This is a genomic window from Aurantiacibacter hainanensis, from assembly GCF_036321025.1.
Taxonomy (GTDB): Bacteria; Pseudomonadota; Alphaproteobacteria; order Sphingomonadales; family Sphingomonadaceae; genus Alteraurantiacibacter; species Alteraurantiacibacter hainanensis.
This window is the reverse complement of the sequence record NZ_JAZAPB010000002.1, coordinates 59,721-81,546: the sequence shown is the minus strand read 5'-3', so window position 1 is coordinate 81,546 and position 21,826 is coordinate 59,721. Positions and strand designations below refer to the sequence as shown.

32 protein-coding genes are annotated in these 21,826 nt (G+C 63.8%); 11 read left to right on the top strand and 21 right to left on the bottom strand.

Going from position 1 to position 21,826, the window contains the following annotated elements:
• The first annotated feature begins 5 nt into the window (after positions 1–5).
• The gene (locus AAA989_RS07935; protein ID WP_338242333.1) at positions 6–614 is read left to right on the top strand and encodes an HNH endonuclease; all 609 of its coding nucleotides are present in this window, start codon (positions 6–8) and stop codon (positions 612–614) included.
• A gap of 110 nt (positions 615–724) precedes the next feature.
• Positions 725–1,030 (top strand): PilZ domain-containing protein, encoded by a 306-nt coding sequence (locus AAA989_RS07930; RefSeq protein WP_338242331.1) that lies wholly within the window; start codon positions 725–727, stop codon positions 1,028–1,030.
• A gap of 7 nt (positions 1,031–1,037) precedes the next feature.
• Here AAA989_RS07930 and kynU read toward each other — a convergent pair whose 3' ends face one another.
• The 6 genes from kynU to dksA form a co-directional block, all read right to left on the bottom strand.
• On the bottom strand, positions 1,038–2,261 hold the full coding sequence (gene kynU, locus AAA989_RS07925; protein ID WP_338242330.1) for a kynureninase: 1,224 nt from the start codon (positions 2,259–2,261) through the stop codon (positions 1,038–1,040).
• Positions 2,261–3,055, bottom strand: a complete 795-nt coding sequence (locus AAA989_RS07920; RefSeq protein WP_338242329.1) for a tryptophan 2,3-dioxygenase — start codon at positions 3,053–3,055, stop codon at positions 2,261–2,263. The genes kynU and AAA989_RS07920 overlap by 1 nt, the downstream gene beginning before the upstream one ends.
• A gap of 35 nt (positions 3,056–3,090) precedes the next feature.
• Positions 3,091–3,486, bottom strand: coding sequence for a DUF4112 domain-containing protein (locus AAA989_RS07915; protein WP_338245474.1), 396 nt, complete (start codon positions 3,484–3,486; stop codon positions 3,091–3,093).
• Between the two features lie 96 nt (positions 3,487–3,582).
• Positions 3,583–4,980: an ABC transporter substrate-binding protein gene (locus AAA989_RS07910; RefSeq protein WP_338242327.1), complete on the bottom strand. Its 1,398-nt coding sequence runs from the start codon at positions 4,978–4,980 to the stop codon at positions 3,583–3,585.
• A 137-nt stretch (positions 4,981–5,117) separates the two neighbouring features.
• Positions 5,118–5,477 carry a PilZ domain-containing protein gene (locus AAA989_RS07905; RefSeq protein ID WP_338242325.1) on the bottom strand — a complete coding sequence of 120 codons (360 nt, stop codon included), beginning with the start codon at positions 5,475–5,477 and terminating at the stop codon, positions 5,118–5,120.
• Positions 5,478–5,605: 128 nt separating this feature from the next.
• Positions 5,606–6,064, bottom strand: a complete 459-nt coding sequence (dksA, locus tag AAA989_RS07900; RefSeq protein WP_338242321.1) for an RNA polymerase-binding protein DksA — start codon at positions 6,062–6,064, stop codon at positions 5,606–5,608.
• Between the two features lie 290 nt (positions 6,065–6,354).
• On the opposite strand from dksA, the gene AAA989_RS07895 reads away from it, so the two are divergent.
• Entirely contained in the window at positions 6,355–6,687 is a 333-nt protein-coding gene (locus tag AAA989_RS07895; RefSeq protein ID WP_338242320.1) for an SEL1-like repeat protein, read from the top strand.
• A gap of 19 nt (positions 6,688–6,706) precedes the next feature.
• On the opposite strand, the gene AAA989_RS07890 is transcribed toward AAA989_RS07895, so the two are convergent.
• The 5 genes from AAA989_RS07890 to AAA989_RS07870 are packed head-to-tail and all read right to left on the bottom strand — an operon-like array spanning position 6,707 to position 9,901.
• A complete protein-coding gene (locus tag AAA989_RS07890) occupies positions 6,707–7,840 on the bottom strand; it encodes a GNAT family N-acetyltransferase (RefSeq protein ID WP_338242318.1) in 1,134 nt (377 codons plus the stop codon).
• Positions 7,841–7,850: 10 nt separating this feature from the next.
• Positions 7,851–8,597 carry a glycerophosphodiester phosphodiesterase family protein gene (locus tag AAA989_RS07885; protein WP_338242317.1) on the bottom strand — a complete coding sequence of 249 codons (747 nt, stop codon included), beginning with the start codon at positions 8,595–8,597 and terminating at the stop codon, positions 7,851–7,853.
• Positions 8,584–9,045: a RidA family protein gene (locus tag AAA989_RS07880; protein WP_338242315.1), complete on the bottom strand. Its 462-nt coding sequence runs from the start codon at positions 9,043–9,045 to the stop codon at positions 8,584–8,586. Before AAA989_RS07880 ends, AAA989_RS07885 begins: the two co-directional genes overlap by 14 nt.
• Positions 9,042–9,671 (bottom strand): HAD family hydrolase, encoded by a 630-nt coding sequence (locus AAA989_RS07875; protein ID WP_338242313.1) that lies wholly within the window; start codon positions 9,669–9,671, stop codon positions 9,042–9,044. The genes AAA989_RS07880 and AAA989_RS07875 overlap by 4 nt, the downstream gene beginning before the upstream one ends.
• Entirely contained in the window at positions 9,668–9,901 is a 234-nt protein-coding gene (locus AAA989_RS07870) for a DUF3572 family protein (protein ID WP_434781440.1), read from the bottom strand. Before AAA989_RS07870 ends, AAA989_RS07875 begins: the two co-directional genes overlap by 4 nt.
• Before the next feature lie 107 nt (positions 9,902–10,008).
• Here AAA989_RS07870 and AAA989_RS07865 point away from each other — a divergent pair, with 107 nt between their 5' ends.
• The 4 genes from AAA989_RS07865 (at position 10,009) to AAA989_RS07850 (ending at position 12,558) form a co-directional block, all read left to right on the top strand.
• The gene (locus AAA989_RS07865; RefSeq protein ID WP_338242312.1) at positions 10,009–10,410 is read left to right on the top strand and encodes a response regulator; all 402 of its coding nucleotides are present in this window, start codon (positions 10,009–10,011) and stop codon (positions 10,408–10,410) included.
• Between the two features lie 161 nt (positions 10,411–10,571).
• Positions 10,572–10,814, top strand: coding sequence for an acyl carrier protein (locus tag AAA989_RS07860; RefSeq protein ID WP_338242309.1), 243 nt, complete (start codon positions 10,572–10,574; stop codon positions 10,812–10,814).
• A 7-nt stretch (positions 10,815–10,821) separates the two neighbouring features.
• On the top strand, positions 10,822–12,072 hold the full coding sequence (gene spt, locus AAA989_RS07855) for a serine palmitoyltransferase (protein WP_338242308.1): 1,251 nt from the start codon (positions 10,822–10,824) through the stop codon (positions 12,070–12,072).
• Positions 12,073–12,126: 54 nt separating this feature from the next.
• Positions 12,127–12,558, top strand: coding sequence for an OsmC family protein (locus AAA989_RS07850; protein WP_338242307.1), 432 nt, complete (start codon positions 12,127–12,129; stop codon positions 12,556–12,558).
• On the opposite strand, the gene AAA989_RS07845 is transcribed toward AAA989_RS07850, so the two are convergent.
• The 5 genes from AAA989_RS07845 to AAA989_RS07825 form a co-directional block, all read right to left on the bottom strand.
• Positions 12,530–13,222: an aquaporin gene (locus AAA989_RS07845; protein ID WP_338242305.1), complete on the bottom strand. Its 693-nt coding sequence runs from the start codon at positions 13,220–13,222 to the stop codon at positions 12,530–12,532. The two genes, AAA989_RS07850 and AAA989_RS07845, sit on opposite strands and share 29 nt — an antisense overlap.
• Positions 13,215–13,730 carry an arsenate reductase ArsC gene (locus tag AAA989_RS07840; RefSeq protein WP_338242304.1) on the bottom strand — a complete coding sequence of 172 codons (516 nt, stop codon included), beginning with the start codon at positions 13,728–13,730 and terminating at the stop codon, positions 13,215–13,217. The genes AAA989_RS07845 and AAA989_RS07840 overlap by 8 nt, the downstream gene beginning before the upstream one ends.
• Positions 13,731–13,736: 6 nt before the next feature.
• Complete coding sequence (locus AAA989_RS07835; RefSeq protein ID WP_338242303.1) at positions 13,737–14,165, bottom strand: ArsI/CadI family heavy metal resistance metalloenzyme; 429 nt, start codon at positions 14,163–14,165, stop codon at positions 13,737–13,739.
• Complete coding sequence (locus AAA989_RS07830) at positions 14,162–14,491, bottom strand: ArsR/SmtB family transcription factor (protein ID WP_338242302.1); 330 nt, start codon at positions 14,489–14,491, stop codon at positions 14,162–14,164. The genes AAA989_RS07835 and AAA989_RS07830 overlap by 4 nt, the downstream gene beginning before the upstream one ends.
• A 78-nt stretch (positions 14,492–14,569) precedes the next feature.
• Positions 14,570–15,217, bottom strand: coding sequence for a YqaA family protein (locus AAA989_RS07825; RefSeq protein WP_338242301.1), 648 nt, complete (start codon positions 15,215–15,217; stop codon positions 14,570–14,572).
• Between the two features lie 261 nt (positions 15,218–15,478).
• Here AAA989_RS07825 and AAA989_RS07820 point away from each other — a divergent pair, with 261 nt between their 5' ends.
• From AAA989_RS07820 to AAA989_RS07805, 4 genes are read left to right on the top strand one after another with little or no spacing between them, the layout of a single operon-like run.
• Positions 15,479–15,958, top strand: coding sequence for a hypothetical protein (locus AAA989_RS07820; RefSeq protein ID WP_338242300.1), 480 nt, complete (start codon positions 15,479–15,481; stop codon positions 15,956–15,958).
• Entirely contained in the window at positions 15,945–16,493 is a 549-nt protein-coding gene (locus AAA989_RS07815) for a terminase large subunit domain-containing protein (protein WP_434781439.1), read from the top strand. The genes AAA989_RS07820 and AAA989_RS07815 overlap by 14 nt, the downstream gene beginning before the upstream one ends.
• Entirely contained in the window at positions 16,390–16,800 is a 411-nt protein-coding gene (locus AAA989_RS07810) for a DUF2793 domain-containing protein (protein WP_338242298.1), read from the top strand. The genes AAA989_RS07815 and AAA989_RS07810 overlap by 104 nt, the downstream gene beginning before the upstream one ends.
• 57 nt (positions 16,801–16,857) lie before the next feature.
• A complete protein-coding gene (locus tag AAA989_RS07805; RefSeq protein ID WP_338242297.1) occupies positions 16,858–17,385 on the top strand; it encodes a superoxide dismutase family protein in 528 nt (175 codons plus the stop codon).
• Here AAA989_RS07805 and queC read toward each other — a convergent pair.
• The 5 genes from queC to AAA989_RS07780 all read right to left on the bottom strand — a co-directional run bounded on the left by queC (position 17,382) and on the right by AAA989_RS07780 (position 21,697).
• On the bottom strand, positions 17,382–18,083 hold the full coding sequence (queC, locus tag AAA989_RS07800) for a 7-cyano-7-deazaguanine synthase QueC (protein ID WP_338242295.1): 702 nt from the start codon (positions 18,081–18,083) through the stop codon (positions 17,382–17,384). The genes AAA989_RS07805 and queC overlap by 4 nt on opposite strands.
• 46 nt (positions 18,084–18,129) lie before the next feature.
• Positions 18,130–18,438 carry a hypothetical protein gene (locus AAA989_RS07795; protein WP_338242294.1) on the bottom strand — a complete coding sequence of 103 codons (309 nt, stop codon included), beginning with the start codon at positions 18,436–18,438 and terminating at the stop codon, positions 18,130–18,132.
• A 172-nt stretch (positions 18,439–18,610) separates the two neighbouring features.
• Positions 18,611–19,507, bottom strand: coding sequence for an Hsp33 family molecular chaperone HslO (hslO, locus tag AAA989_RS07790; protein WP_338242293.1), 897 nt, complete (start codon positions 19,505–19,507; stop codon positions 18,611–18,613).
• A gap of 40 nt (positions 19,508–19,547) precedes the next feature.
• A complete protein-coding gene (gene argF / locus AAA989_RS07785; protein WP_338242292.1) occupies positions 19,548–20,510 on the bottom strand; it encodes an ornithine carbamoyltransferase in 963 nt (320 codons plus the stop codon).
• Entirely contained in the window at positions 20,507–21,697 is a 1,191-nt protein-coding gene (locus AAA989_RS07780; protein ID WP_338242291.1) for an aspartate aminotransferase family protein, read from the bottom strand. Before AAA989_RS07780 ends, argF begins: the two co-directional genes overlap by 4 nt.
• Between the last annotated feature and the right edge of the window lie 129 nt (positions 21,698–21,826).

Below are 21,826 nucleotides of genomic sequence, written 5' to 3'. Positions count from 1 at the left end.
AAGGCGTGTTCAAAGCCGAACTGATCGAACGGGCCGCGAAATTCCGGAGCGCGGCGGATGATCCGACCCGGACGCTGGAAAGCTGCCCGGCACTCGTGCTCAATGCGGACTACACGCCGCTGTCCTACTACCCTCTCAGCCTCTGGCCCTGGCAGACCGCGATCAAGGCGGTGTTCCTGGAACGGGTGGATATCGTCGCCAGCTACGACAGGGCGGTGCATTCGCAATCGCTCGACATGAAGGTGCCCAGCGTCATCGCCCTGCGGCAATACGTCAAGACGAGCGAGTTTCCGGCATTCACCCGGTTCAACCTGTTCCTGCGCGACAGGTTCTGCTGCCAGTATTGCGGCAGCCAGCAACACCTCACCTACGATCACGTGATCCCGCGCCGGCAAGGCGGCAAGACGACGTGGGAAAACATCGCCACCGCGTGCGCCCCGTGCAACATGAAAAAGGGCGGGCGGACGCCGAAAGAGGCCGGGATGCAATTGGCGCTCAAGCCGATCAGGCCCACAAGCTGGCAGCTGCAGCAACACGGTAAAGCCTTTCCGCCCAATTACTTGCACGAAACCTGGCGAGACTGGTTATACTGGGATATCGAACTGGAAGAATAGCCGTTCTACCGATCTTCATTCGATCATTACTGCTGGCCAGTACATTGTTCTCGCGACAACAGCGCCCCCAGGAGCATTTGGTTTACTAATTTTTGTTATCGCTGTTCTTGATGAAGAGCGAGACGACTTTGACCAGGTTCCGGCTGGAGGAACGACGGGAGATCAATCTCCCGACCACTGCACGCATTCCGCATGCCGATGCGCAGATCACCGTGCTCAACCTGTCTGCCACCGGCTGCAAGCTGCGCACCGCCACCGAAGCGGCACGCCTCGGTTGCACCGTCCTCGTCAGGCTGTCCGCTGAAGACGAGGTTTCAGGACAGATCGTGTGGCGCCAGGGCGAGATTTGCGGCGTCCATTTCCACCGGCAAATCCCGGCGGAAATGATTTGCCGGCTGACCGGCACCTTTTATTGAGCGCAGATCAGGTTACCGCAGCGCGCCGGGAATAATCCGGTTTGCGCCATTCATCGCTATCCAGAATCTCTCGCAATTCGCTGACCGCGCGCCAGCAATCGGCGAAGCGGACATAGGCCGGCGCGAAGCCCAGCCGCAGGACGTCGGGGGCGCGGAAATCGCCGATCACCTTGCGCGCGATCAGCGCCTGGCACAGCTGGTAGGCATTGCCGTGCACGAAAGAGAGCTGGCTTCCGCGCCGCGCGGGATCGGCAGGTGAGATGCAGGGCAGTTCGGGAACGAGGTCGGCCATCGCGGCCCGAGTGAATTCGGATAGCTTGCGTGATTTCGCAACCAGCGCCTCGATCCCGATGCCTGCCATCAGGTCCACGCCCACTTCCAGAGCGCGCATCGAAATGATCGGCGGCGTGCCGCACAGCAGTCGGTCCACGCCGGGTGCCGGTTCGTAATCGTCGGAAAAGCTGAAGGGAGCGGCATGGCCCATCCATCCGCTTAGTGGCTGGCGAAGGCTGTCGTGATGTCGTTCAGCCACCCATGCGAAGGCGGGCGCGCCGGGCCCGCCGTTCAGGTACTTGTAGCCGCAGCCGACGGCGAAATCGGCGTTCGCGGCGTTGAGGTCCACCGGCACCGCTCCGACGCTGTGCGACAGGTCCCAGAGCACGAGCGCGCCTGCATCGTGCGCGGCTTTGGTGAGCCGCGACATGTCGAACATCTCACCGGACTTGTAGTGGACGTGGGTGAGCAGGAGGAGCGCCACGTCCTGCGAGATATGCTCCTCGATGGCGTCTCGCTCCACGAGCCGCCGCTCGGCGAGGCCCTGCGCCTCCAGCCCCTCGATCATGTACACGTCGGTGGGGAAGTTGCCGGTTTCGGACAGGATGACCTTGCGCCCGGGCCTTTCGGCCAGGGCAGCGCTCATCAGTTTGAAAAGGTTGACCGAAACGCTGTCCGAAACCACCACCTCATGCGGCTTCGCGCCTACCAACGGAGCGATCTTCCCGCCGATCGTGCGGGGCAGGTCGATCCATCCCGCAGAGTTCCAGCTGTCGATCAGATCCTTGCCCCACTCGCGCCGGACCACGTCGTCGATCCGGCCCGGAGTAGCCCGCGGCAGGGCGCCCAGCGAATTGCCGTCGAGGTAGGCGATATCGTCGTCGATGAGGAATTGCTCGCGGCAACCCGCCAGCGGATCTGCGGCATCAAGGCGGACGGCTTCGGCTTGCCAGTCCATTACAGTTCGGTCCTGACGGCGAGCAGCTCGGGAAAGAAGCCCAGCTTCAGCACGCTTTCCAGGTAAGGCACGCCCGCCGTTCCCCCCGTGCCGCGCTTGAAGCCGATCACCCGCTCCACGGTCTTGAGATGGCCAAAGCGCCAGCGCTGGAAATGGTATTCGAGATCGACCAGTTTCTCCGCCAGCTCGTAGAGATCCCAGTGCTGCTGCGGATCGCGATAGACCTGCGCCCACGCCTCGGTAACGGCGTCCAGCGGCTCGTGCGGGGCCTTCAGGTCGCGGGCGAAGAGTTCGTCCGGAATGGTGAAGCCGCGGCGCTGCAGCAGGTGCAGGACTTCGCCGTAGAGGCTGGGCCGCGCGAGTTCGGCCTTGAGCTTGTCGGCCACCTCCGGCGTGGCTTCGTGCATGGTCACCATGTCGGGATTGCGGCCGCCGAGGATGAATTCCATCAGGCGATACTGCGCCGACTGGAAACCGCTGGAATTTCCCAGATGCGGGCGCACCAGCGAATAGTCGTGCGGAGTCATGGTGGAAAGCACGTCCCAGCTGGAAATCAGCTGCCTTTGCGCCTGCGCGACGCGCGCCAGCATCTTGAAGGCCGGGCCGAGATTGTCGGCGATGATCCGCTCCCGCGCCGCCTCCAGTTCGTGCAGGCACAGCTTGAGCCAGAGTTCGCTGGCCTGATGGACGATGATGAACAGGAATTCGTCGTGCGCATCCGACGCTGGGTGCTGCGCCGAGAGGATGCGCTCGAGATCGAGGTAGGAGGAATATGTGACGTCGCGCTTGGCCATGGCCACGGCCTAGCGACAAGCGGTCGCGAAGGAAACTACCCGTCGATTGTCTTGGTGCCGGGGTGGTGCTTGTCGAGGTGCTTTTTCACGATGCGCAGGTTGCGGGTGTTGGACCGGAACATGAAGTCGAACAGGTCGCCCGCCACCGGCACCGCGCCCACCGCGCTGTCGAATGCCACGTTGCCCGCCATGCGCAGCAGCTTCCACTTCGGCATGCCGAGGTTGCGCGCTTCCCACACGATGTAGGCGCCCAGCCCCATGGCGATGACGTCGCCGACGACCGGGACAAGGCCGATGATGGCGTCCAGCCCCACCGGGCGATTGATGCCGGGAATCACGAAGCTGCGTTCGAGCACCATTTCCATCGCCTCGATCCGCCGGCGGATCGAGACCGGATCCTTGCCAAGCGGCAGATCCTGCGAAAACGCCATTTTTTGCGGGCGCTCGGCTCTTCCCGCGCCCTCGCCTTCGATGATCGTCAGTTTCGATTCCGGCGTCTCGGCCATCAATATCAGTCTCCTTCGCCCTTATCTGGGTATCTCCGCAATGTCGGGCAAGGGATGGAAGGCATAGGGGTTTGGCAGGAAGCCTTCGATGCTGCCGCGCACAAGTGACCAGCGCAGCGGCGCACCGAAGGGGATGTAGATGTTGGACTGGCTGAGATCGGTTTCCGCCTGCGCCAGAATTCGGGCGCGGGTGGCGGGGTCGCCCTCTTCGAGCGCCTGCCTGACAAGCAGGTCCACGTCCTCTTCGCACAGGCCCCGCACGATGCGGCAGTTGAACTGGTTGAGAAACCAGCGCGAGGCGGGATAGCGGGCCACGCGGTCCACCAGCACCAGGTCTGCCTGGCGGGCATCATCCACCCGGCGCAGCCTGAGCCCGATGGTGGCGAGCTGCTGCGCCAGGTCGCTGTAGAGCAGGTCCCATCCGGGCGCATCGCCCAGGGCGATGTCCACCGTGGCGGGTTTCGAAAGATCGCCCTCGTCGAATTGCCCGCGCCACGCAGAAATGCGGGCGGCAGCTTCGGCGCGCCGCTCTTCTATCGGCATGTCGATCCAGCGTTCGCGCACGAGGCCGCTATCGCCTGGCAGCCCCGGCGATACCGGCCTGGTGGTCGGCACCCAGCCGCTGATGTTGTAGCGCGCCATCAGTGCGGGCCGGTCGATCGCCATGGACAGCCCTTCGCGCACGCCGGTGTTGGACAGCAGCCCCTCTTCCGCGTGGACCTGGAGGCCGAACAGGCCGAACGTGGTATCGAGCCGCAGGGTGCCCGAGGACAGCGGACCGGTCTCGACCAGCGGAAAGTCGCCCAGCGTCCCGCCGATCACCGCTTCGGCTTCACCGCTTTCGAACATGGCGATCGCTTCCCGGGCCGAACCGACGTGCAGCCGGATCTCGCGAACGTCCTGCTCCCAGCCCTCGTAATCGGGCAGCCCGCGCTCCAGCGGTGGCTTGAAGGACAGGGACATGCCTTCCTCGGTGCGCTCCAGCGTCATTGGCCCCGTGTCCCCGCCCGGCTGGCGCAAGGCCAGTTCGGGCTGAGCCAGGATCTGCAGCAGGTAAGGCTCGGGCGTGGAGAGCCGCAATTCGATGACCCGCCCGGCCATCGCGCGCACTTCCTCCACCGGGGCCAGGTCCCGCTCAAGGGATGTGCCTTCCAGGCCGTCCATGGCATCGACAAGGGCATCGCGCGCGCTGGCAGCGGTCATCTCGCTGCCATCGGGCCAGGTTCCTTCGCGAAGGCGGAAGATGAAGCTGCGGCCATCGTCGGTCACGATCCAGCGTTCCGCGAGGGCCGGAACCGTCTCCCCCTGGGCATTCAGGGCAACCAGCCCCCACTGCGTGGCAGAGCGGACGTGCTGGGCAGGTGAAGACAGCCGCAAGCTGCTGGTGAGCACGGAGTCTTCCGTGCCGATAAGCGCCACGTCGAGGGCGCCATCGTCACTCGACCCGCAAGCCGCGAGTGCGCAACTAAGGGCTATCGGGAGAGCAAGGCGACGCGCGATCATGCCCGGAGCAAATAGGCCGGGCCGAGGATCGCTTCAACTGCGGTGTCGCGTCGCTACAGCTTGCGCAGTCGCTGACGCGCGTCCTCGTCGGCCGGCGCGCCATCGGCACCGCGGTTCAGAGTGGAGCCGTTCACCTGGGCACGGGCTCGCTTGGGATCGATTTCGTCGACAAAGGCGATGCCGAAACGATTGTCTTGCTTCCAGGCGACCGTCCCTTCGACCCAGCCGAGGCTTCGCAGTTCCACCTCAAGCAGGATGCCGCGGGAAACCTTTACCTCGCCCTCGGCCATCATGCCGCCGGCGGAGAGATTGCGCACCTTCACGCGGTAAATCCTGTCGTCGCCGCTCAAGCGCAGTTGAGCGAGGAGGAAAAGGCTGTCGCGATCGACCTGGCGGGTGTCGACATTGTGCATACGATCGGGCTCTTCGATAAATTGCGATCCAGAGATGCGCACCGGGTTGGGGCCCAATTGCCTAACCATCGGTTAATATCGTTCGCCCGGTATCGCGCCTGTCCCCATCCGGGACACGCGCGCCCGGATCAGTCGTCGCGGGAAACCTTCTCGCGGCGTTCGTGCGCCTGCTGCGCTTCCACCGTCATCGTGGCGATCGGCCGGGCAATCAGTCGGTTGATGCCGATCGGCTCGCCGGTCTTGTCGCACCAGCCGTATTCGCCCTCGTCGATGCGCCGGAGGGCGGCATCGATCTTGGAGATCAGCTTGCGCTGGCGATCGCGCGTGCGCAGCTCGATACCCCAGTCGGTCTCGCTGGATGCGCGGTCGTTAAGGTCAGGCTCGCGGATCGGGCCGTCCTGCAAACTCTGCAGCGTCCCCTCCGATGCCTCGACAATGCTCTTCTTCCATTCCAGCAGCAGAACCCGAAAGTAGTTCAGTTGCTTGGTCGACATGTACTCTTCATCTTCGCTTGGCGCGTAGTCGGCGGGCAGGGCACGCTTCGCCTTTGCGAGGATGTCGATATCGTCATGTGTGGCAGTAGCCATTCAGTCACTCCGAAAACCGATGCGGAGGCTTCCCCTGCTGCACCCGGTGACCGTCCCCTTATCAAACGGGATCTATCCCCCCGGCTACCGAAGCCGTGATGGGGCGCGCCTATACGGTGCGTGAAAGGGTGGCACAAGCGGCAATCTGGAAAGTCGGGTGTGTCAGGCGCAGTTTGCGGCGCGATGCGACAAATCCGCAGCGGTGTTAACCATTTCTTGACCACGTTGGTTCGAACATCGCCTTACTCGGACGTTGGGGACCGGGGGGGAAAACAGGGGACTTTACGATCATGGAACTCGCCAAGATCGAGACTTTCGTCAAAGTGCATCCGGCCGATGTATCGGGTGCCGACATGCTGATCGCGCGCTGCCTTGCAGCCGCGGCCGAAGGCGACACAAATGCCTATTACGACCTCGGCGTTGCCTATTCCACTGGCAGCCACGGCGTCGATTGCGACCTCGTGGAAGCACACAAGTGGTTCAACCTCGCAGCCGCGCAGGGGCACGAAGCGGCGAGCTGGTGCCGCGCCGACGTTTCGGACGAGATGACCGCGCGAGAAATCGCCGAAGCCCAGCGCCGTGCACGCGAATGGCTGCGCCAGGGCATGGAAGACGCGGCCTGACGGCCCGCCGGGTCTGCGCTCAGCGCTGCTTGAAAGGCGTCCGTTCGGTCAGGTGGAGCCTGTCGATATCGACGCCCATGCGCTCGCGCTCGAGGAAATCCTCGACTGCGGCCCGAAATCCGGGATCTGCCAGGTGGTGCATCGAGACGGTCGCCACAGGCTCGTAACCGCGGGCCAGCTTGTGGCCTCCCTGTGCCCCGGCCTCTACCCGGTCGAGGCCAAGTTCGATCGCCGCGTCGATGGCGCGGTAATAGCACAGTTCGAAATGCAGGAAGGGCCGCTGTTCCAGGCAGCCCCAGTAGCGACCGTATAGCGCCTGCCCGCCGATGAAGTTCAGCGCGCCTGCAATCGGCGCGCCATCCTCGAATGCCAGCAGCAGGAGCAGCCTGTCGGCCATGCGCTCGCCCATGAGATCGAAGGCCTCGCGCGTCAGGTAGGGCGTGCCCCATTTGCGTGCCCCGGTATCCTGGTAGAACAGCCAGAACGCATCCCAGTGCTCGGGCCTGATGTCGCCTCCGCTCAGCGCGCGAATATCCAGCCCCTCGTTGGCCGCCCGGCGTTCCTTGCGCAGGTCCTTGCGCTTGCGCGAAGTCAGGTCGGCCAGGAAGCCTTCGAAATCGGCATAGTCGCGGTTGTACCAGTGGAACTGGATATCCTCTCGCCGCAGCCAGCCCGCGTCTTCGAAGAGGGCCTGCTGGCCCGGTTCGACGAAGGTGGCATGCGCGCTCGACCAGCCGTTCTGCGCCACCAGTTGTTCCGCCGCGCGCAGCAGGAAAACGGCGTGACGATCCTCTTCGACCAGGACCCGAGGGCCCGTCGCAGGCGTGAAGGGCACCGAGATCTGCAGCTTGGGGTAATAGTCGCCGCCCGCGCGATGCCAGGCATCCGCCCAGGCGTAGTCGAACACGTATTCGCCCTGACTGTGGCCCTTCAGATAGCTTGGCAGGGCTCCGACCAGGCGGCCGCCGTCTTCCAGCAGGAGGGGCGCAGGCGTCCACCCGGTGCCGGGGCCCACGCTGCCGGACTCTTCCAGCAGGGTGAGAAAGGCATGACTGGTGAAGGGATTGTCCGTTCCGGCCAGTCGATCCCACTCGGCGGCCGGAACTTCGCCGATGGCAGGGGCCAGTCGTGCAGTGAGGGCATTGTCGGCCATTGCCGCCAATCTAGGAGCCCGCTTCCCAGGCCGCCACCCCCGCCCCTTCCAGGATCGGCACCGCTCCGCTTCGAAGCGCGGTTTCCAGCTGGTCCCCGCTGCGCACGGTCCAGCTGAACAGCGCACGGCCTCTCGCCGCCTGTCTGCGCGCGAGGCGGCTGGGCAAGTCGCGCACGTCGAGCGCGAGAAAGTCAGGGTTCGCGGAAAACACCGCGAGCCGCCGCTTCAGCGCAGCAGCCAGGGTTCGCGAATCCTGCTCCGTGACGACGAGGCCACGCGGCACGTTGGGTTCCCTGTGCGCAAACCAGCGCGGAATGCGCGGATCGAAGCTCATGATGGCCACCGGACCCCGGTACCCGTCGAGATCGCGCCGCACAGCCCGGCACAGGGCGTCGACGGGCCTCCTGTCGTCGCTTTTCAGCTCCAGCAGCAACGGGACGCTTCCCGAGACGAGGTCCAGCGTGTCGCGCAGGGTCGGGATCGTCTCTTCGCTGCCCCTGAGGGTGATGGAGGTCAGCTCTCCGACGGACCGCGTGTCCATTGCACCGATGCGATCCGTCAGCCGCTCCAGTCCGGCGTCGTGAAAGACCACTGCGCGTCCGTCGCTGCTCTTGCGGATGTCGCATTCGATCCCGAAACCGGCGTCCATCGCTGCGCGGAAGGCGGCGATGGAGTTCTCCGGCACCGTACCGTCGTGAAGGCCCCGGTGGGCGTAGGCGCAGGCGGACAGCGCCTCCAGCGCGTCAGCGCGCGGCAATGGCGATCACCGCGTCCACCTCGACCGCGGCCCCGACCGGCAGGCTGGGCACGCCGACGGCGGCACGGGCATGGCGGCCCTTGTCTCCGAACACGTCGAACATCAGGTCCGAGGCACCGTTCACGACCTTGTGCTGGTCGGTGAAGTCGGGAGTGGAGGCGACGAAGCCGCCCAGCTTGACGATGCGCTCCACCTTGTCGAGCGAGCCGATAGCGGTGCGAAGCTGTGCCAGGATCATCAGTCCACAGGCGCGCGCCGCAGCCACGGCCCGGTCCAGATCGACGTCTTTCCCAAGCGTGCCGGTCACGACCTCTCCGTCGATGAAGGGCAGTTGTCCCGACACGAAGGCGAGATCGCCGTGAACCATGACCGGCACGTAGCTGGCCAGTGGCGGCGAAGTTTCGGGCAGCGTGATGCCAAGCTCTTCAAGCCGCGCTTCGATGCTCATCGTGTCTCTCCGTGCAGGGTGTCCATGATCCATGGCAGGGCGTCGGCCCAGTTGTCTATCCGCGCGTGGGCGTAGCCCGCTTCCAGCGCGCAGGGCACGTGCGGGGCGATGGCGGGCTCGCCGCAAAAGTGCAGCCGATGGACATGCGGTACCGTTTCCGCCGCGGATTCGTGATGCTTGGCGATATCGTCGATGAACACGATGCGTTCGGCCGCATGTTCGCGGGCGATGCGGCCAAGCGCGCCGCCTTTGGGGCCCTGATTGGTGTAGACCGGAGCCCTGATGCCCAGCGCCTCGAGCTGGCGACGGCGGGCCTCGTTCCGTTCGTCGACCAGGTTGGTGAGAACCACCACGTCGGCTTCGCGCTGCAGTTCGGCAATCGCCGCTACCGAGCCTTCTATCGGCAGTTGCTTCTCCATCTCCGTATCGAAGAAGCCGCCCAGCAGCGCCCAGACATCCTCCTCGGCGATGTCTTCGTTGCTGCCGCGGCGGCGCATGGACTGGACGAAGGGATTACCTTCCAGCGTGAACTCGATGTCGTGCTCGCTATCCAGCCAGTCGCGGAAATGGCGGACCATGTGCAGCAGCACCTCGTCGCAGTCGGTGACAACCAGAGGGCGGCTCATCGGCGAAGTTCCCTTCGTGCGGCCACGAATTGCTCGGGTGCGATCTCCAGCGCATCGGCTGCTCCGACGAGGTCGGGTTCGTGCGCGGCGAGGAAATCCAGGATGGCCCGGTGGGTTTCGACCTCGCCAATCGATTCGCGCAAACCGTCCGGGGTCAGCCCGGTAAGGTCGAGCAGGCGCTGCGCACGGTTGTCGTCCGCCAGCACCCAGCCCAGCGCGGCAAGCGCCAAAGCGGAGGCGTCCTTAACCGAATCTTCATCGGGATTAATAATTGTCAGCAATCCATTCACAGGTTATGCACAGGTGTCTTCAAGGGTCGGAGACGTTCGGGGGCTCAATGAACAAGCGTATCCTCGTTGTCGAGGACAACGATCTTAATCGGAAGCTTTTCTGCGACGTGCTGCAAGCGGGTGGCTTCTCGGTCGAACCCGTTTCCGACGGAAACCTTGCGATCGAGGCTGCACGCGCCTTCACACCCAACCTGGTCGTCATGGATATCCAGCTTCAGGACGTTTCGGGCCTGGACCTCATTTCCATCCTCAAGCGCGATGCCGATCTGGCCGAAGTGCCGGTCCTTGCCGTCACGGCCTACGCGGGCAAGGGGGACGAGCAGCGGATCCGCGAATCGGGAGCCGAAGGCTACCTGTCGAAGCCTGTCAGCATCGGCCCGTTCATGGCCGCGGTGAAGGATCTGATGGAAGATCGCGCGGTCGAGCCTGTCCGCAGCGGCGTGGCCTGAGGCACCTCGGCAAACCGCAACCAGACAATACGACACGCCGGTAAGGCGGCCATGCCGCACCCGGCGCTGCGCTTGACAAGCGGCGGCGCGAAAGCTTTGCCGCATCCTTCGCGCTGCCCTATAGGGGGCAGCCCGCTTTCTAGCCGAGGAATTTTTCGCCGATGGACCGCGCCGAAGTCGACAACCGCATCCGCACGATAATCGAGTCCTTCAACAAGAAGGGCATCACAATCACCGACGACACGACCTTTGCAGGCGACCTGGAATTCGACAGCCTGACGGTGATGGATTTCGTTGCCGCGATCGAGGACGAATTCGACATCATCATCTCGATGAACCAGCAGGCCGAGATCGAGAAATACGGACAACTCGTCGATGCCGTGCACGACCAGGTGAGCAGCTGAGGCGGATATGAGCGAAGGAGTCATGCAGTCGGACAAGCCGGAAGTGCTCGAAGGCGACACGAAGGACCTGTTCAGCAAGTTCGATGATACGATTGCCCTGCGGGAAAACCTGCTGGCGAGCGGTGTGGAAGATCCATTCTCGCTGGTCATGGAAAAGGTGCTCTCGCCCACCCGTGCAATCTGCAACGGCCGCGACACGATCCTGCTGGGCACCTACAATTACATGGGCATGACTTTCGACCCGGACGTAATCGCGGCCGGCCAGAAGGCGCTCGCCGACTTCGGCAGCGGTACGACCGGCAGCCGGGTCCTCAACGGCACCTACCAGGGCCACCGCGAGTGCGAGGACGCCCTGCGCGAATTCTACGCCATGGATCACGCCATGGTGTTCTCCACCGGCTACCAGGCCAATCTCGGCATCATTTCCACCATCGCGGGCAAGGGCGACTACGTCGTCCTCGACATCGACAGTCATGCCAGCATCTGGGACGGCTGCGCGATGGGCAATGCCGAGATCGTGCCCTTCAAGCACAACGACATCGAGGCGATGGAAAAGCGCCTGAAGCGCATCCCCGAAGGTGCAGGCAAGCTGGTAGTGCTGGAAGGTGTCTACTCGATGCTGGGCGACATCGCCCCGCTCGCCGAAATGGTGAAGGTCGCCAAGGCCAACGGTGCGATGGTGCTGGTGGACGAGGCGCATTCGATGGGCTTCATCGGCGAGAATGGCCGCGGCGTGGTGGAACAGGCCGGCGTGATCGACGATGTCGATTTCATCATCGGCACCTTCTCGAAAAGCGTCGGCACCGTGGGCGGCTTCTGCGTTTCGAACCATCCCAAGTTCGAGATCATGCGCCTTGTGTGCCGCCCCTACGTGTTCACCGCCAGCCTGCCGCCGAGCGTGGTCGCCACCGCCGCCACCTCGATCCGCAAGCTGATGACCGCGAAGGACAAGCGCGAGCACCTCTGGAAAAACTCACAGCGCCTCCATTCCGGCCTGACCGAACTCGGCTTCAAGCTGGGCACGGACGAACCGCAGAGCGCCATCGTCGCCGTCATCATGCCCGACCTGGAAAAGGGCGCGGCCATGTGGAGCGCGCTGCTGACCGAAGGGCTCTACGTGAACCTTGCCCGCCCACCGGCGACGCCTGCCAACATGACCCTGCTGCGCTGCTCCTTGTGCGCAGAGCATTCCGACGAGGAAGTCGAGACGATCCTGGGCATGTTCGAGCGCGCCGGGAAGGCCGTGGGGATCATCTAGAAACCGGAACAACGCCTGCCTGCCACGCGTCTTTGGAGGAAAGGAGAATTCCCCATGAAGACGAAGAACACAGGCAGCGCGACCTATCAGGGACTTGGCAAAGGTGGAAAGGGGCATGTCTCGACAGGATCGGGCGCCCTTTCCGCGCAGCCCTACGGTTTTCAGACCCGCTTCGAGGATGCCCCCGGCACCAATCCAGAAGAACTGATCGCCGCGGCCCATGCCAGCTGTTTCACCATGGCCCTCAGCTTCAAGCTGGCAGAGGCCGGGCATGAGGACGGCTCCGTCACGACCCATGCCGAGGTTACGCTGGAAAAGGACGATTCCGGGTTCAAGGTGACGAAGTCGGCGCTCAGCACCAAGGGCAAGGTCCCTGGTCTGGACCAGGCGAAGTTCGAGGAGCTGGCGAAGGAAGCGAAGGAAGGGTGCCCGATCTCCCGCCTGCTCGATACCGAGATCACGCTGGAGACGAAGTTCGAGGGCTAGCCCCGCTTTCGAACATCCACCTCGCCAGCAGCACTGCCAGCACCGCACCTGCCAACTGTGCGGCGACGAAGGCGGGAACATCGGCGGGGGCTATGCCGGCAAATGTATTGGAGAGGCTTCGCACCACCGTGATCGCGGGGTTGGCGAAGCTGGTTGAGCTCGTGAACCAGTAGGCGGCGGTGATGTAGAGCGCCACGGCCAGGGGTATCGCCGCCGCTCTCGTGCGCACCAGAGCCAGGATCGTGAAGACGAGACCGAACGTGGCGATCCCCTCCCCCGCCCACTGGCCGATACCCTCGCGCGCCTTGGTGGAGAACTGCATGATCGGCAGGTCGAACATCAGGTGCACGGCCCAGGCGCCCAGCGCGCCTGCGTTCAGCTGTGCCAGCACATAGGCCGCGCCTTCTCCCCACCCGGTTTCCCGGCGCAGGGTGAAGGCTAGGGTCACCGCCGGGTTGAAATGGGCACCGGAAACGGGGCCGAGCATGGCGATGATGACATAGAGGATAGCTCCGGTCGCCACCGTGTTGGCGAGCAGCGCCAGGGCGACGTTTCCGCCCGCGAGGTTCTCCGCCATTACCCCGGATCCGAGCACGCCGGCGAAGAGGAAGAAGCTGCCGATCGCCTCCGCCATCAGGCGGCGCGGCAGGTCGTATTCATACATGGACGGTCGATCCTTCCGCCTCGCGGCCGATCGCAATGAGAGCATCGCGCCATTCGCGCTCGGTCATCGCCTCTTCCTCCAGCGTCAGCATGGCACCCACCCTTTCGGCCAGGCGGCGATAGGCGGTCTCGAAGCCGGAGAGATCGCCGTCGACGTGCGAGCCGTCTGCCGCCACACCGGCGGGATCGGGAATGCCCCAGTGGGCCTGCACCGGATGGCCGGGCCAGATCGGGCAGCTTTCGCCCTTGGCATTGTCGCACACCGTGATCACGGCGTGCATCGTCGGCGCGCCCTGGCCCGCGAACTCGTTCCAGTTCTTGGAGCGCAGATCGCGCGTTTCATGGCCCTTTGCCGCAAGCAACTGCAGCGCCAGCGGATTGGGCACGCCGCGCGGACTGCTGCCCGCGGAGAAGGCGGCGAAGCGGCCGGGCGCTGCATCGCGCAGGATGGCTTCGGCCAGGATCGAGCGAGCCGAATTGGCCGTGCACAGGAACAGCACGTTGCGCATTGTGCCTCAGGCGCAGCAGGCGGCCGAGGGAACCGGCGCGGGTTGCGCGGCTTCCACTGGGCCGCCGTAGAAGGTCGCTTCCCCGGAAGTGTAGAACGCTTCCCAGTTCACGCCGTCGGGATCGGCGATCCAGCTCTTCTCGCTCCGGGCATAGCAGCACGTCGTGCATCCCTCTTCGAGCACGGGCCGCTTGGCGGATTCGAGCCGCGCGTAGACTTCGCGCAGTTCCTCGGTCGATTCGGCCTCGATCCCGAGATGCTCGATACCCAGAGCCGTGTGTTCATGCGAAATTGCGAAGTTGAGGCGCGGATCGTCGAGCATCCACTTGGCATAGTCATCCTTGCGCACGGTCGGCTCCGCACCGAACAGGGCGCTGTAGAAAGCGATGGACGATTCCAGATCGCGAACGCCCATGTGGACATGCATACGTTTCATTCGCACTGCTCCTTCTTGTTCTGCAGATCGGGTTCGCACCCTGCGCCCGCACAGCAGTTTTCGGTCAGGAAGCCGAGGAGGGCATCCATCGCGGCATAGTCTGCCGAATAGATCAGCGATCGCCCCTCGCGTCGCTGCGACACGATTCCGGCCTGCTGCAATTGCGTCAGGTGGAACGAGAGCGACGAGTTGGGCACGCCCAGCCTGGTGGCAATGGCGCCGGCAGCCAGCCCTTCCTTGCCCTGCTGCACCAGCAGGCGGAACACCGCGAGGCGGTGATCGTGGGCGAGCGCAGCCAGCGCGGCGATGACGTCTTCCTGTTTCATTTCGACTATTATCGAAATGTTTTGCCGGAAAGCAAGCGTTATTTCGTGGATAGTCGAAATAACGTTGGAGCGAGTGCCCTAGAGCTGATCGAGGGAGGTCACCTGCGCGCAGGGATCGTCGGATGCGGGGCCGTCGCCCTCGCTGCCGCCCAGCTGGGTGATCGCGATGAAACCGGCTACCACCAGCAGCACGAACACTGTCGTCACCGTTCCCAGGTACTTGTCGATGATCGCCTTGATCGGCGCGCCAAACAGCTGGAACAGCACGCCCACCACCATGAAGATCAGCGCGCGCCCGGCGATCGCGGCGATCACGAAAGTGACGAGGTTCATCTCGATGAAGCCCGCCGTGATCGTCATCAGCTTGAACGGGATCGGTGTGCCGGCGGCCAGAAAAACGGCCGCCGCGCCCTGTTCGCGGATGTAGCAGGCCGCCTTGGGGAAACTGTCGGTCAGGCCCAGCACGCCGATCAGCCATTCGCCCACCGCCTCGTAGAGGAAGTAGCCGATCAGGTAACCGAACAAGCCGCCCAGCACCGATGCCACGGTGCAGATCGCGGCAAAGCGGATCGCGCGCTTCGGCTCTGCCAGGCACATCAGGCCCAGCAAGGGATGCGGAGGGATGGGGAAGAAGCTGGATTCGATGAAGGAGAAGAAGGCCAGCCACCACTGCGCCTGGGGATGCGCGGCCTTGGCCATCGTCCAGTTGTAAAGTCCGCGTAGCATTGCCGGTCCCGAAAGGTTTTCCGGCGCTTAGGGCAGGACCGCCCTCCCCGCAAGCCATAGCGACCGCGCCCGGCCATTCCAACAAACTAACCTCTTTGGCACTTTTATATTGACATCGTGACACTGTTTGGTTAGAGAAACGGAACATCGCGATAAACCGAGTCGGCGCAGCGGCGCCAGAAGGGCGGTCCCTCCATGGGGGCCGCCTTTTTCGTGCCAGCCGGTCGGGCTTACCGACGCATGAAGCAAGGGTGGGATCACATGTCGAAGCGAGTCAAACCGCGCAAGGAACAGCAGGGGCAGAAGCTCAAGCAGAACTGGAAGCACGTTTTCTTGGAAGAACTGGCCGAAACATCCAACGTCACCAAGGCAGCCGAGAAAGCCGGGGCGATGACGTCGTACGTTTACAAGTGGCGGCGCGAGAACCCGGAATTCCGCGCGCTGTGGAGCGCCGCCCTGCTGGAGGGTTACGAACACCTCGAGATGGAAACGCTGCAGCGCCTTCGCTTCGGCACGCCGCCGGGGGATACAAAGTTCGATATTGCCAATGCCCTGCGCCTGCTGACCGCACACCGGGAAGCGGTGGCGAAGGAAAAGGCCCGCCGGGGCAAGCGCGACAAGGCCACAGTGCTCGCCAGCCTGAACGCCAAGCTGGACCGGATGCGCGAACGCCGCGCCGCCGCGGAGCGACTGCTGAAGGAAGATGGCGTGATCGAGGTCAAACCCGATGTCCGACATTGAGCGCCAGCACGCGCTCGTCACGGCGGAACACCCCGAACGCCAGCACTTCCTCGATGAACTGAATGAAGGCGAGCGCGATCTGCTCGAGAGCTACTGGCCGCTATGGGCCCGGCGGGAACAGATGCCGCCCGCCCAGGACTGGCAGCTGTGGCTGATCTGCGTCGGACGCGGTTTCGGCAAGACCCGCGCCGGGGCCGAATGGGTGCGGCACGTGGCGGAAGAGGACCCCAATGCCCGCATCGCGCTCGTTACCCGCTCCATTGCCGAGGCGCGGGCGGTCATGGTGGAAGGCGAAAGCGGCATCCTTGCCTGTCACCTCTATCCCGACGGGCCGGAATTCGAACCTTCGCTGCGGCGGCTGACCTGGCCCAACGGGGCGCAGGCCACGCTCTACTCCGCCAGCGAACCGGAGAGCTTGCGCGGTCCGCAACATGGTTATGCGTGTCGCCCAGGCGCAAAAGGAACTCACCATCAACGAATCCCTCGCCCTGCTGGATGCGCTGCTGCACCCGGTTGTCGAGGGCCATGCCGATGAACCACCAGCCGCCGCTCCGGAAGGGCAGTGCTGGATCGTGGGGGCACAGCCGAATGGCGAGTGGTCTGGCCAGGCCGGGCAGATAGCTTGCCGGCAGGCCGGGAACTGGCTGTTCGTCCAGCCGGTCGACGGCTTCTGCGCCTTCGACAGGTCCACTGGCGGGCACGTCCGCTTTTTCGGCGGCTGGACCGGGGCGGTCCCACTGGCCGCGCCCGATGGCGGGACAACCGTCGATGCCGAGGCTCGCGATGCGATCGAACAAATCATCGCCGCCCTGACAGCCTCGGGTATGGTCCTCCGGGCATGAAGGACCTATCGCGCCGGTAATGCGTAGTCATGAAGGAACACCGAAAAGGAGTCTTTCATGCGACGCTATACGCCGTTCATCGCCCTTTCCCTGCTGGCAACCGCCGGTTGCTCCACGGTAATCGACGAAGCCCCGACTGAAGTAGGCTCCGCCGTGATCTCGGATCGCAGCGGCAACAATGTCGGAACCGCAAGGCTGTTTGCCGAGGACGGCGAAGTGACGATTTCGGTTTCGCTCGACGGACTGTCGGCGGGAACGCACGCCGTCCATCTGCACACCACCGGCGATTGCAGTGCCGGCGATTTCACGTCAGCTGGCGGACACCTGAACCCGATGGGTAACCAGCATGGCTTCGAAAACCTGCAGGGCGCGCACCTGGGAGACTTGCCCAATGCCGAAGTTTCCCGCGCGGGCGTGGGAACGGTCAGCACGACATTGCGGGGCTCGAGCGACACGGTGATCTCGCAGATCTTCGACGCCGACGGTACGGCGCTTGTCGTGCACGAAGGAGCCGACGACTATCGCACCGATCCCGCAGGAGCCGCCGGAAGCCGCGTGGCCTGCGGCGTCTTCGCGCGAAGCTAGGCCGAAACGTCAGGGAAGCTGGCGTAGCGCGTCGTATCGGTTACGCCAGCCTCCGCAAAGCCTTTGAGCCGCAGGCGGCAACTGTCGCAAAGCCCACACGCCAGTCCGTCATCCGCTGGATCATAGCAGGACCAGCTCCACGCCGGGTCCAGTCCCAGCCGCTTGCATTCGCGGGCGATGTCGGCCTTTGTCATGTGCTGCAAAGGGGCGTGAATAGTGAAGGGTTCTCCCTCCACTCCCTGTTTCGTCCCGAGCCGCGCGGTTTCTGCGAAGCTGGCGATAAATTCCGGCCTGCAATCGGGATATCCCGAATAGTCGAGCGCATTCACGCCGATAAAAATGTCGCTCGATCCCGAGCTTTCGGCGAAGGCTGTGGTCAGCGCCAGGAAGAGCAGATTTCGCGCAGGAACATAGGTTACCGGGATGTCGCTACCGACGCCCTCCTTCGGCACGTCGATATCGGCGGTCAGGGCCGACGCACCGAACTGTCGCAGGTCGAGAGGTAGGCGAACGTGGCGTTCGACGCCCAGCTTTCGGGCGATGACCTGAGCCGACTGAAGCTCACGCGAATGTCGCTGGCCATAGTCGATGGTGAGCGCGTGAAGCCGGAACCCCTGCTCGCTCGCCAGCGCCCCGGTCACCATGGAGTCCAGCCCGCCGGAGAGCAGGACGACTGCAATCTTGCCGTGTGAGTTCATGGGCGTTCGCTAGGCGCTGGCGCGACACCGGGCAAGGCGAAGCGGCTCAGCAAGGGCCGACGTGGCGCGCCTCACCTTCCAGAGAGAAGGGCGATCCTCCATGAATGCCCTGGCTGCGGATCTGCACCATATCCGGCCCTTCCCGGCGGATCGTAGTCCGTCCGTAGCCGTTTCCGCGGCACGTGTACTGGACGGTCACCTCGTTGCTCTCGTCCTGCACCACAAAGCGGTCACAGGCCGGCTGGCGATGCCGCAACTGGATGAACTCGCGGCCGGTACGAACGCAAACCCGGCGGGTCGTTCCGTCGGAACGGAGCCGAAGCTCCCACGCCCCTCGCTCCAGCCTGTCGAGCATGGCAAGCTCGGGAGCCTGTGCGGACGCGGGCGCAAGCGCAAAGACAGCCGCAGCTGCTCCGCTTGCTAGACCGAATCTGACTTTGGCACCGAACATACCCCACGTTCTCCTTCGACCACTCTTTAGCACGCTTGCCACTAACGACCAACTGCCCCTTGCGTGCGACGAACGGTTAGTCCTGAATTGGGAAGACTTTTGAACAGAACGCACAATCGACGAGAATAATCCCTTCGTCATTCGCCATGTCGCGCCTGTCTTCCTTGGGGAACCGCGCAAGAACATCTTCGAAATGCTCTACCGTGCAACGGCATCCCTTCGACAGGCGTGCTCCTGGCGTGACGAGGACCTTCTCTTCTTCGTGGTAGAGTCGCCAGACGATTTCTTCCAACGTCAGATTACGTTCGACGAGTTCATCGTGGCGAATGCTTTCTGCGAGGATCGAAACGTGCTCCCATTCCGGATGATCGAGCTGAACGTGCAGCCGCTCGCGCCCTTCCTCGCCTTCGGGAAGGTGCTGGATCAACAGGCCCGCCGCGATCGTGTGTCCCGATCCGGAGGTGATGCCCGTGCGGATCATCGTGGGGATCTGCTCGCTCTGCGCAAAATAGTTCTCGACTGCGGCAGATAGCGAATTGCCCTCCAGCGGCACGATCCCCTGATAGCGTTTGCCCGTCTTCGCGATGTCGAATGTGATCGCGAGGTACGCCTTGCCGAACAGCGCCTCCAACGAAGGATTGGCACCTTCGGCGGCCATCTGTTCCTCGTCATGCTCGATATAGCCGCGGATCTGGCCGTCGCGGAAATCGCATACCAGCAGGCTGACGATGCCACCCTCGCCCTGCGCCTGCATCGTCAGTTGATCGCCCTCGTCCTTTAACAGGCCTCCCATCAGGGTGGCTAGAACCAGAGCTTCGGCCAGGCAGTGCTTCAATGCCGGGTCGTAATCGTGCGCGGAAAGAATGTCCTCCAGCACCGGCCCAAGACGCACCGCGCGTCCGCGCGTATCGCGCGAGGGAATGGTGAAGCCAAGAAGTTCGTCGCAGAAGGTTTCGGACGTTGAATCGTTCATCCGACCCATATGGGAAGCGGTCGCCGGTTGTGAAGCGCGCCTAGCCCAGCTTGCCGAAACACCACAACAGAATCGATTTCTGCGCGTGTATGCGGTTTTCCGCCTCGTCGAAAACGACCGATTGCGGCCCCTCGAACACGTCTCCACTGACCTCGTCCCCAACGTGGGCCGGCAGACAATGCAGGAATATGGCGTCGGACCGGGCGTTCTTCATCAGCGCATCGTCCACCCTGTAGGGCGCCATCGCCGTCAGCTTTTCCTCCGCATGGGCCTGGCCCATGGAAACCCACGTATCGGTAATCACGACATCAGCACCTGACGCCGCCTGCACCGCATTCTGCGTCAGAACGACGTTTGACCCCGCCTTTCGCGCCATGTGAACGAACTCCGCATCAGGTTCGTATCCGGCGGGCGTCGCCACGCGCACGTTGAACTTCATCAGGCTCGCGGCTTCGAGGATGGAATGGAGCACGTTGTTGCCGTCCCCCAGCCAGGCCACTTCCAGGCCCGGCAGCGCCTTGCGGTGCTCCACCATCGTAAGCAGGTCGGCCACGATCTGGCAGGGGTGGGACCGATCGGTGAGCCCGTTGATCACCGGCACATGCGCGAAATGGGCCACCTCCTCGATCTTCGCGTGATCATCGGTCCGCACCACGATAGCATCGGCCATTCGGCTGAGAACGCGCGCCGTGTCTGCGATAGACTCGCCCCGGCCCAGCTGCGAAGTGCTGGTATCGAGGATCACGGCAGAGCCGCCCAGCTGCCGCATCGCGATATCGAAGCTGACCCGGGTCCGGGTCGAACTCTTCTCGAACACCATTGCCAGCACGTGTCCGGCAAGCGGTTGGTCGGTATCGCTGCGCCCCTTGGGCCAGCCGCGGCGCGCCATCTTGCGATCCTGCGCATTGTTGATCATCGCCGCGATGGCGTCCCCGCCCGCATCGGACAGGTCGAGGAAGTTGCGCACGATCGGCGCAACCTCGAGGGCGCCCTGCTGCGTCATGCCGGTTCGGGAACCTTGAAGTCGGCCGCACCGGCCGAGAGCTTCTCGATGAACTCATCCATCTCGGCATCCTCGATCACCAGCGGCGGCAAAAGGCGCAAGGTGGAATCGCCGGCCGCAACCGTCAGCAACTGGTGGTTGTCGCGCAGGTGCTGCATGAACGGTCTCGGCTCCACCTTCATCTTGATGCCGAGCATCAGGCCAAGGCCCCGCACGCCTTCGAACAGTTCCGGGTAGTTGCCAATGAACTGCTCCAGCCGCGCACGCAGGCGTTCGCCCTTGGCGCGAACCTGGCCAAGGAATTCGTCGTTGGCGACAGTATCCATCACGGCCATGCCCGCTGCCATTGCCAGCGGGTTGCCGCCGTAGGTGGAGCCATGCGTTCCGAAGGTCATTCCGCGTGCGGCCTTCTCCGTGGCCAGGCATGCCCCCAGTGGAAAGCCGCCGCCGATGCCCTTGGCCGTGGCCATGATGTCGGGTTCGATCCCGTACTGTTCGTAGGCATAGAGCGTACCCGTGCGCGCGACGCCTGACTGCACCTCGTCCAGCACCAGCATCAGGTCATGCTCGTCGGCAAGGTCCCGCAGGCCCTGCATGAATTCCTGCGTGGCGACGCGGATACCGCCCTCGCCCTGCACCGGCTCGACGAGGAAGCCCGCAGTGTGCGGACCGATGGCTGCCTTCACGCCTTCCAGGTCGTTGAACTCGACGTACTTGAAGCCAGGAAGCAACGGGTTAAAACCCTTGTGCATCTTTTCCTGGTTGGACGCACTGATCGTCGCCATCGTGCGGCCGTGGAAGGCGTTCTTGAACGTGATCAGTTCGAACTTCTGATCGTCGCCGGCATGCTGGTGATAGGCGCGCGCAACCTTGATGGCGGTTTCCACAGCTTCCGCGCCGGAATTGGTGAAGAAGGCAGTGTCGGCGAACGTCTTGTCGACCAGCCGCTGCGCCAGGGCTTCGCCCTGCGGGCTTCCGTAGAGGTTCGAGACGTGCATCAACCTCGCGGCCTGGTCCTGAATGGCGCCGATCAGGCCGGGGTGCGAATGGCCGAGCAGATTGACCGCGATTCCCGCGGCGAAGTCGAGATAGCGCGTGCCATCCTCGTCGATCAGGTGGCAGTGGTCGCCTTCCACGGGGCGTACGTCGCACCGGGGGTAGACGGGCATCAGCGGTGTGATGGACATCGAAAGATCTTCCTTGAGAAAGCGTGCAATCAAAAAAGCGGCCTCGCCGGACCGCCAATATGCTCTCATCTAGGAGGGTGGTGGCGGCCGGTCAATTTTCCTCGGCCGCCACTACCTTGGCTGATTGCC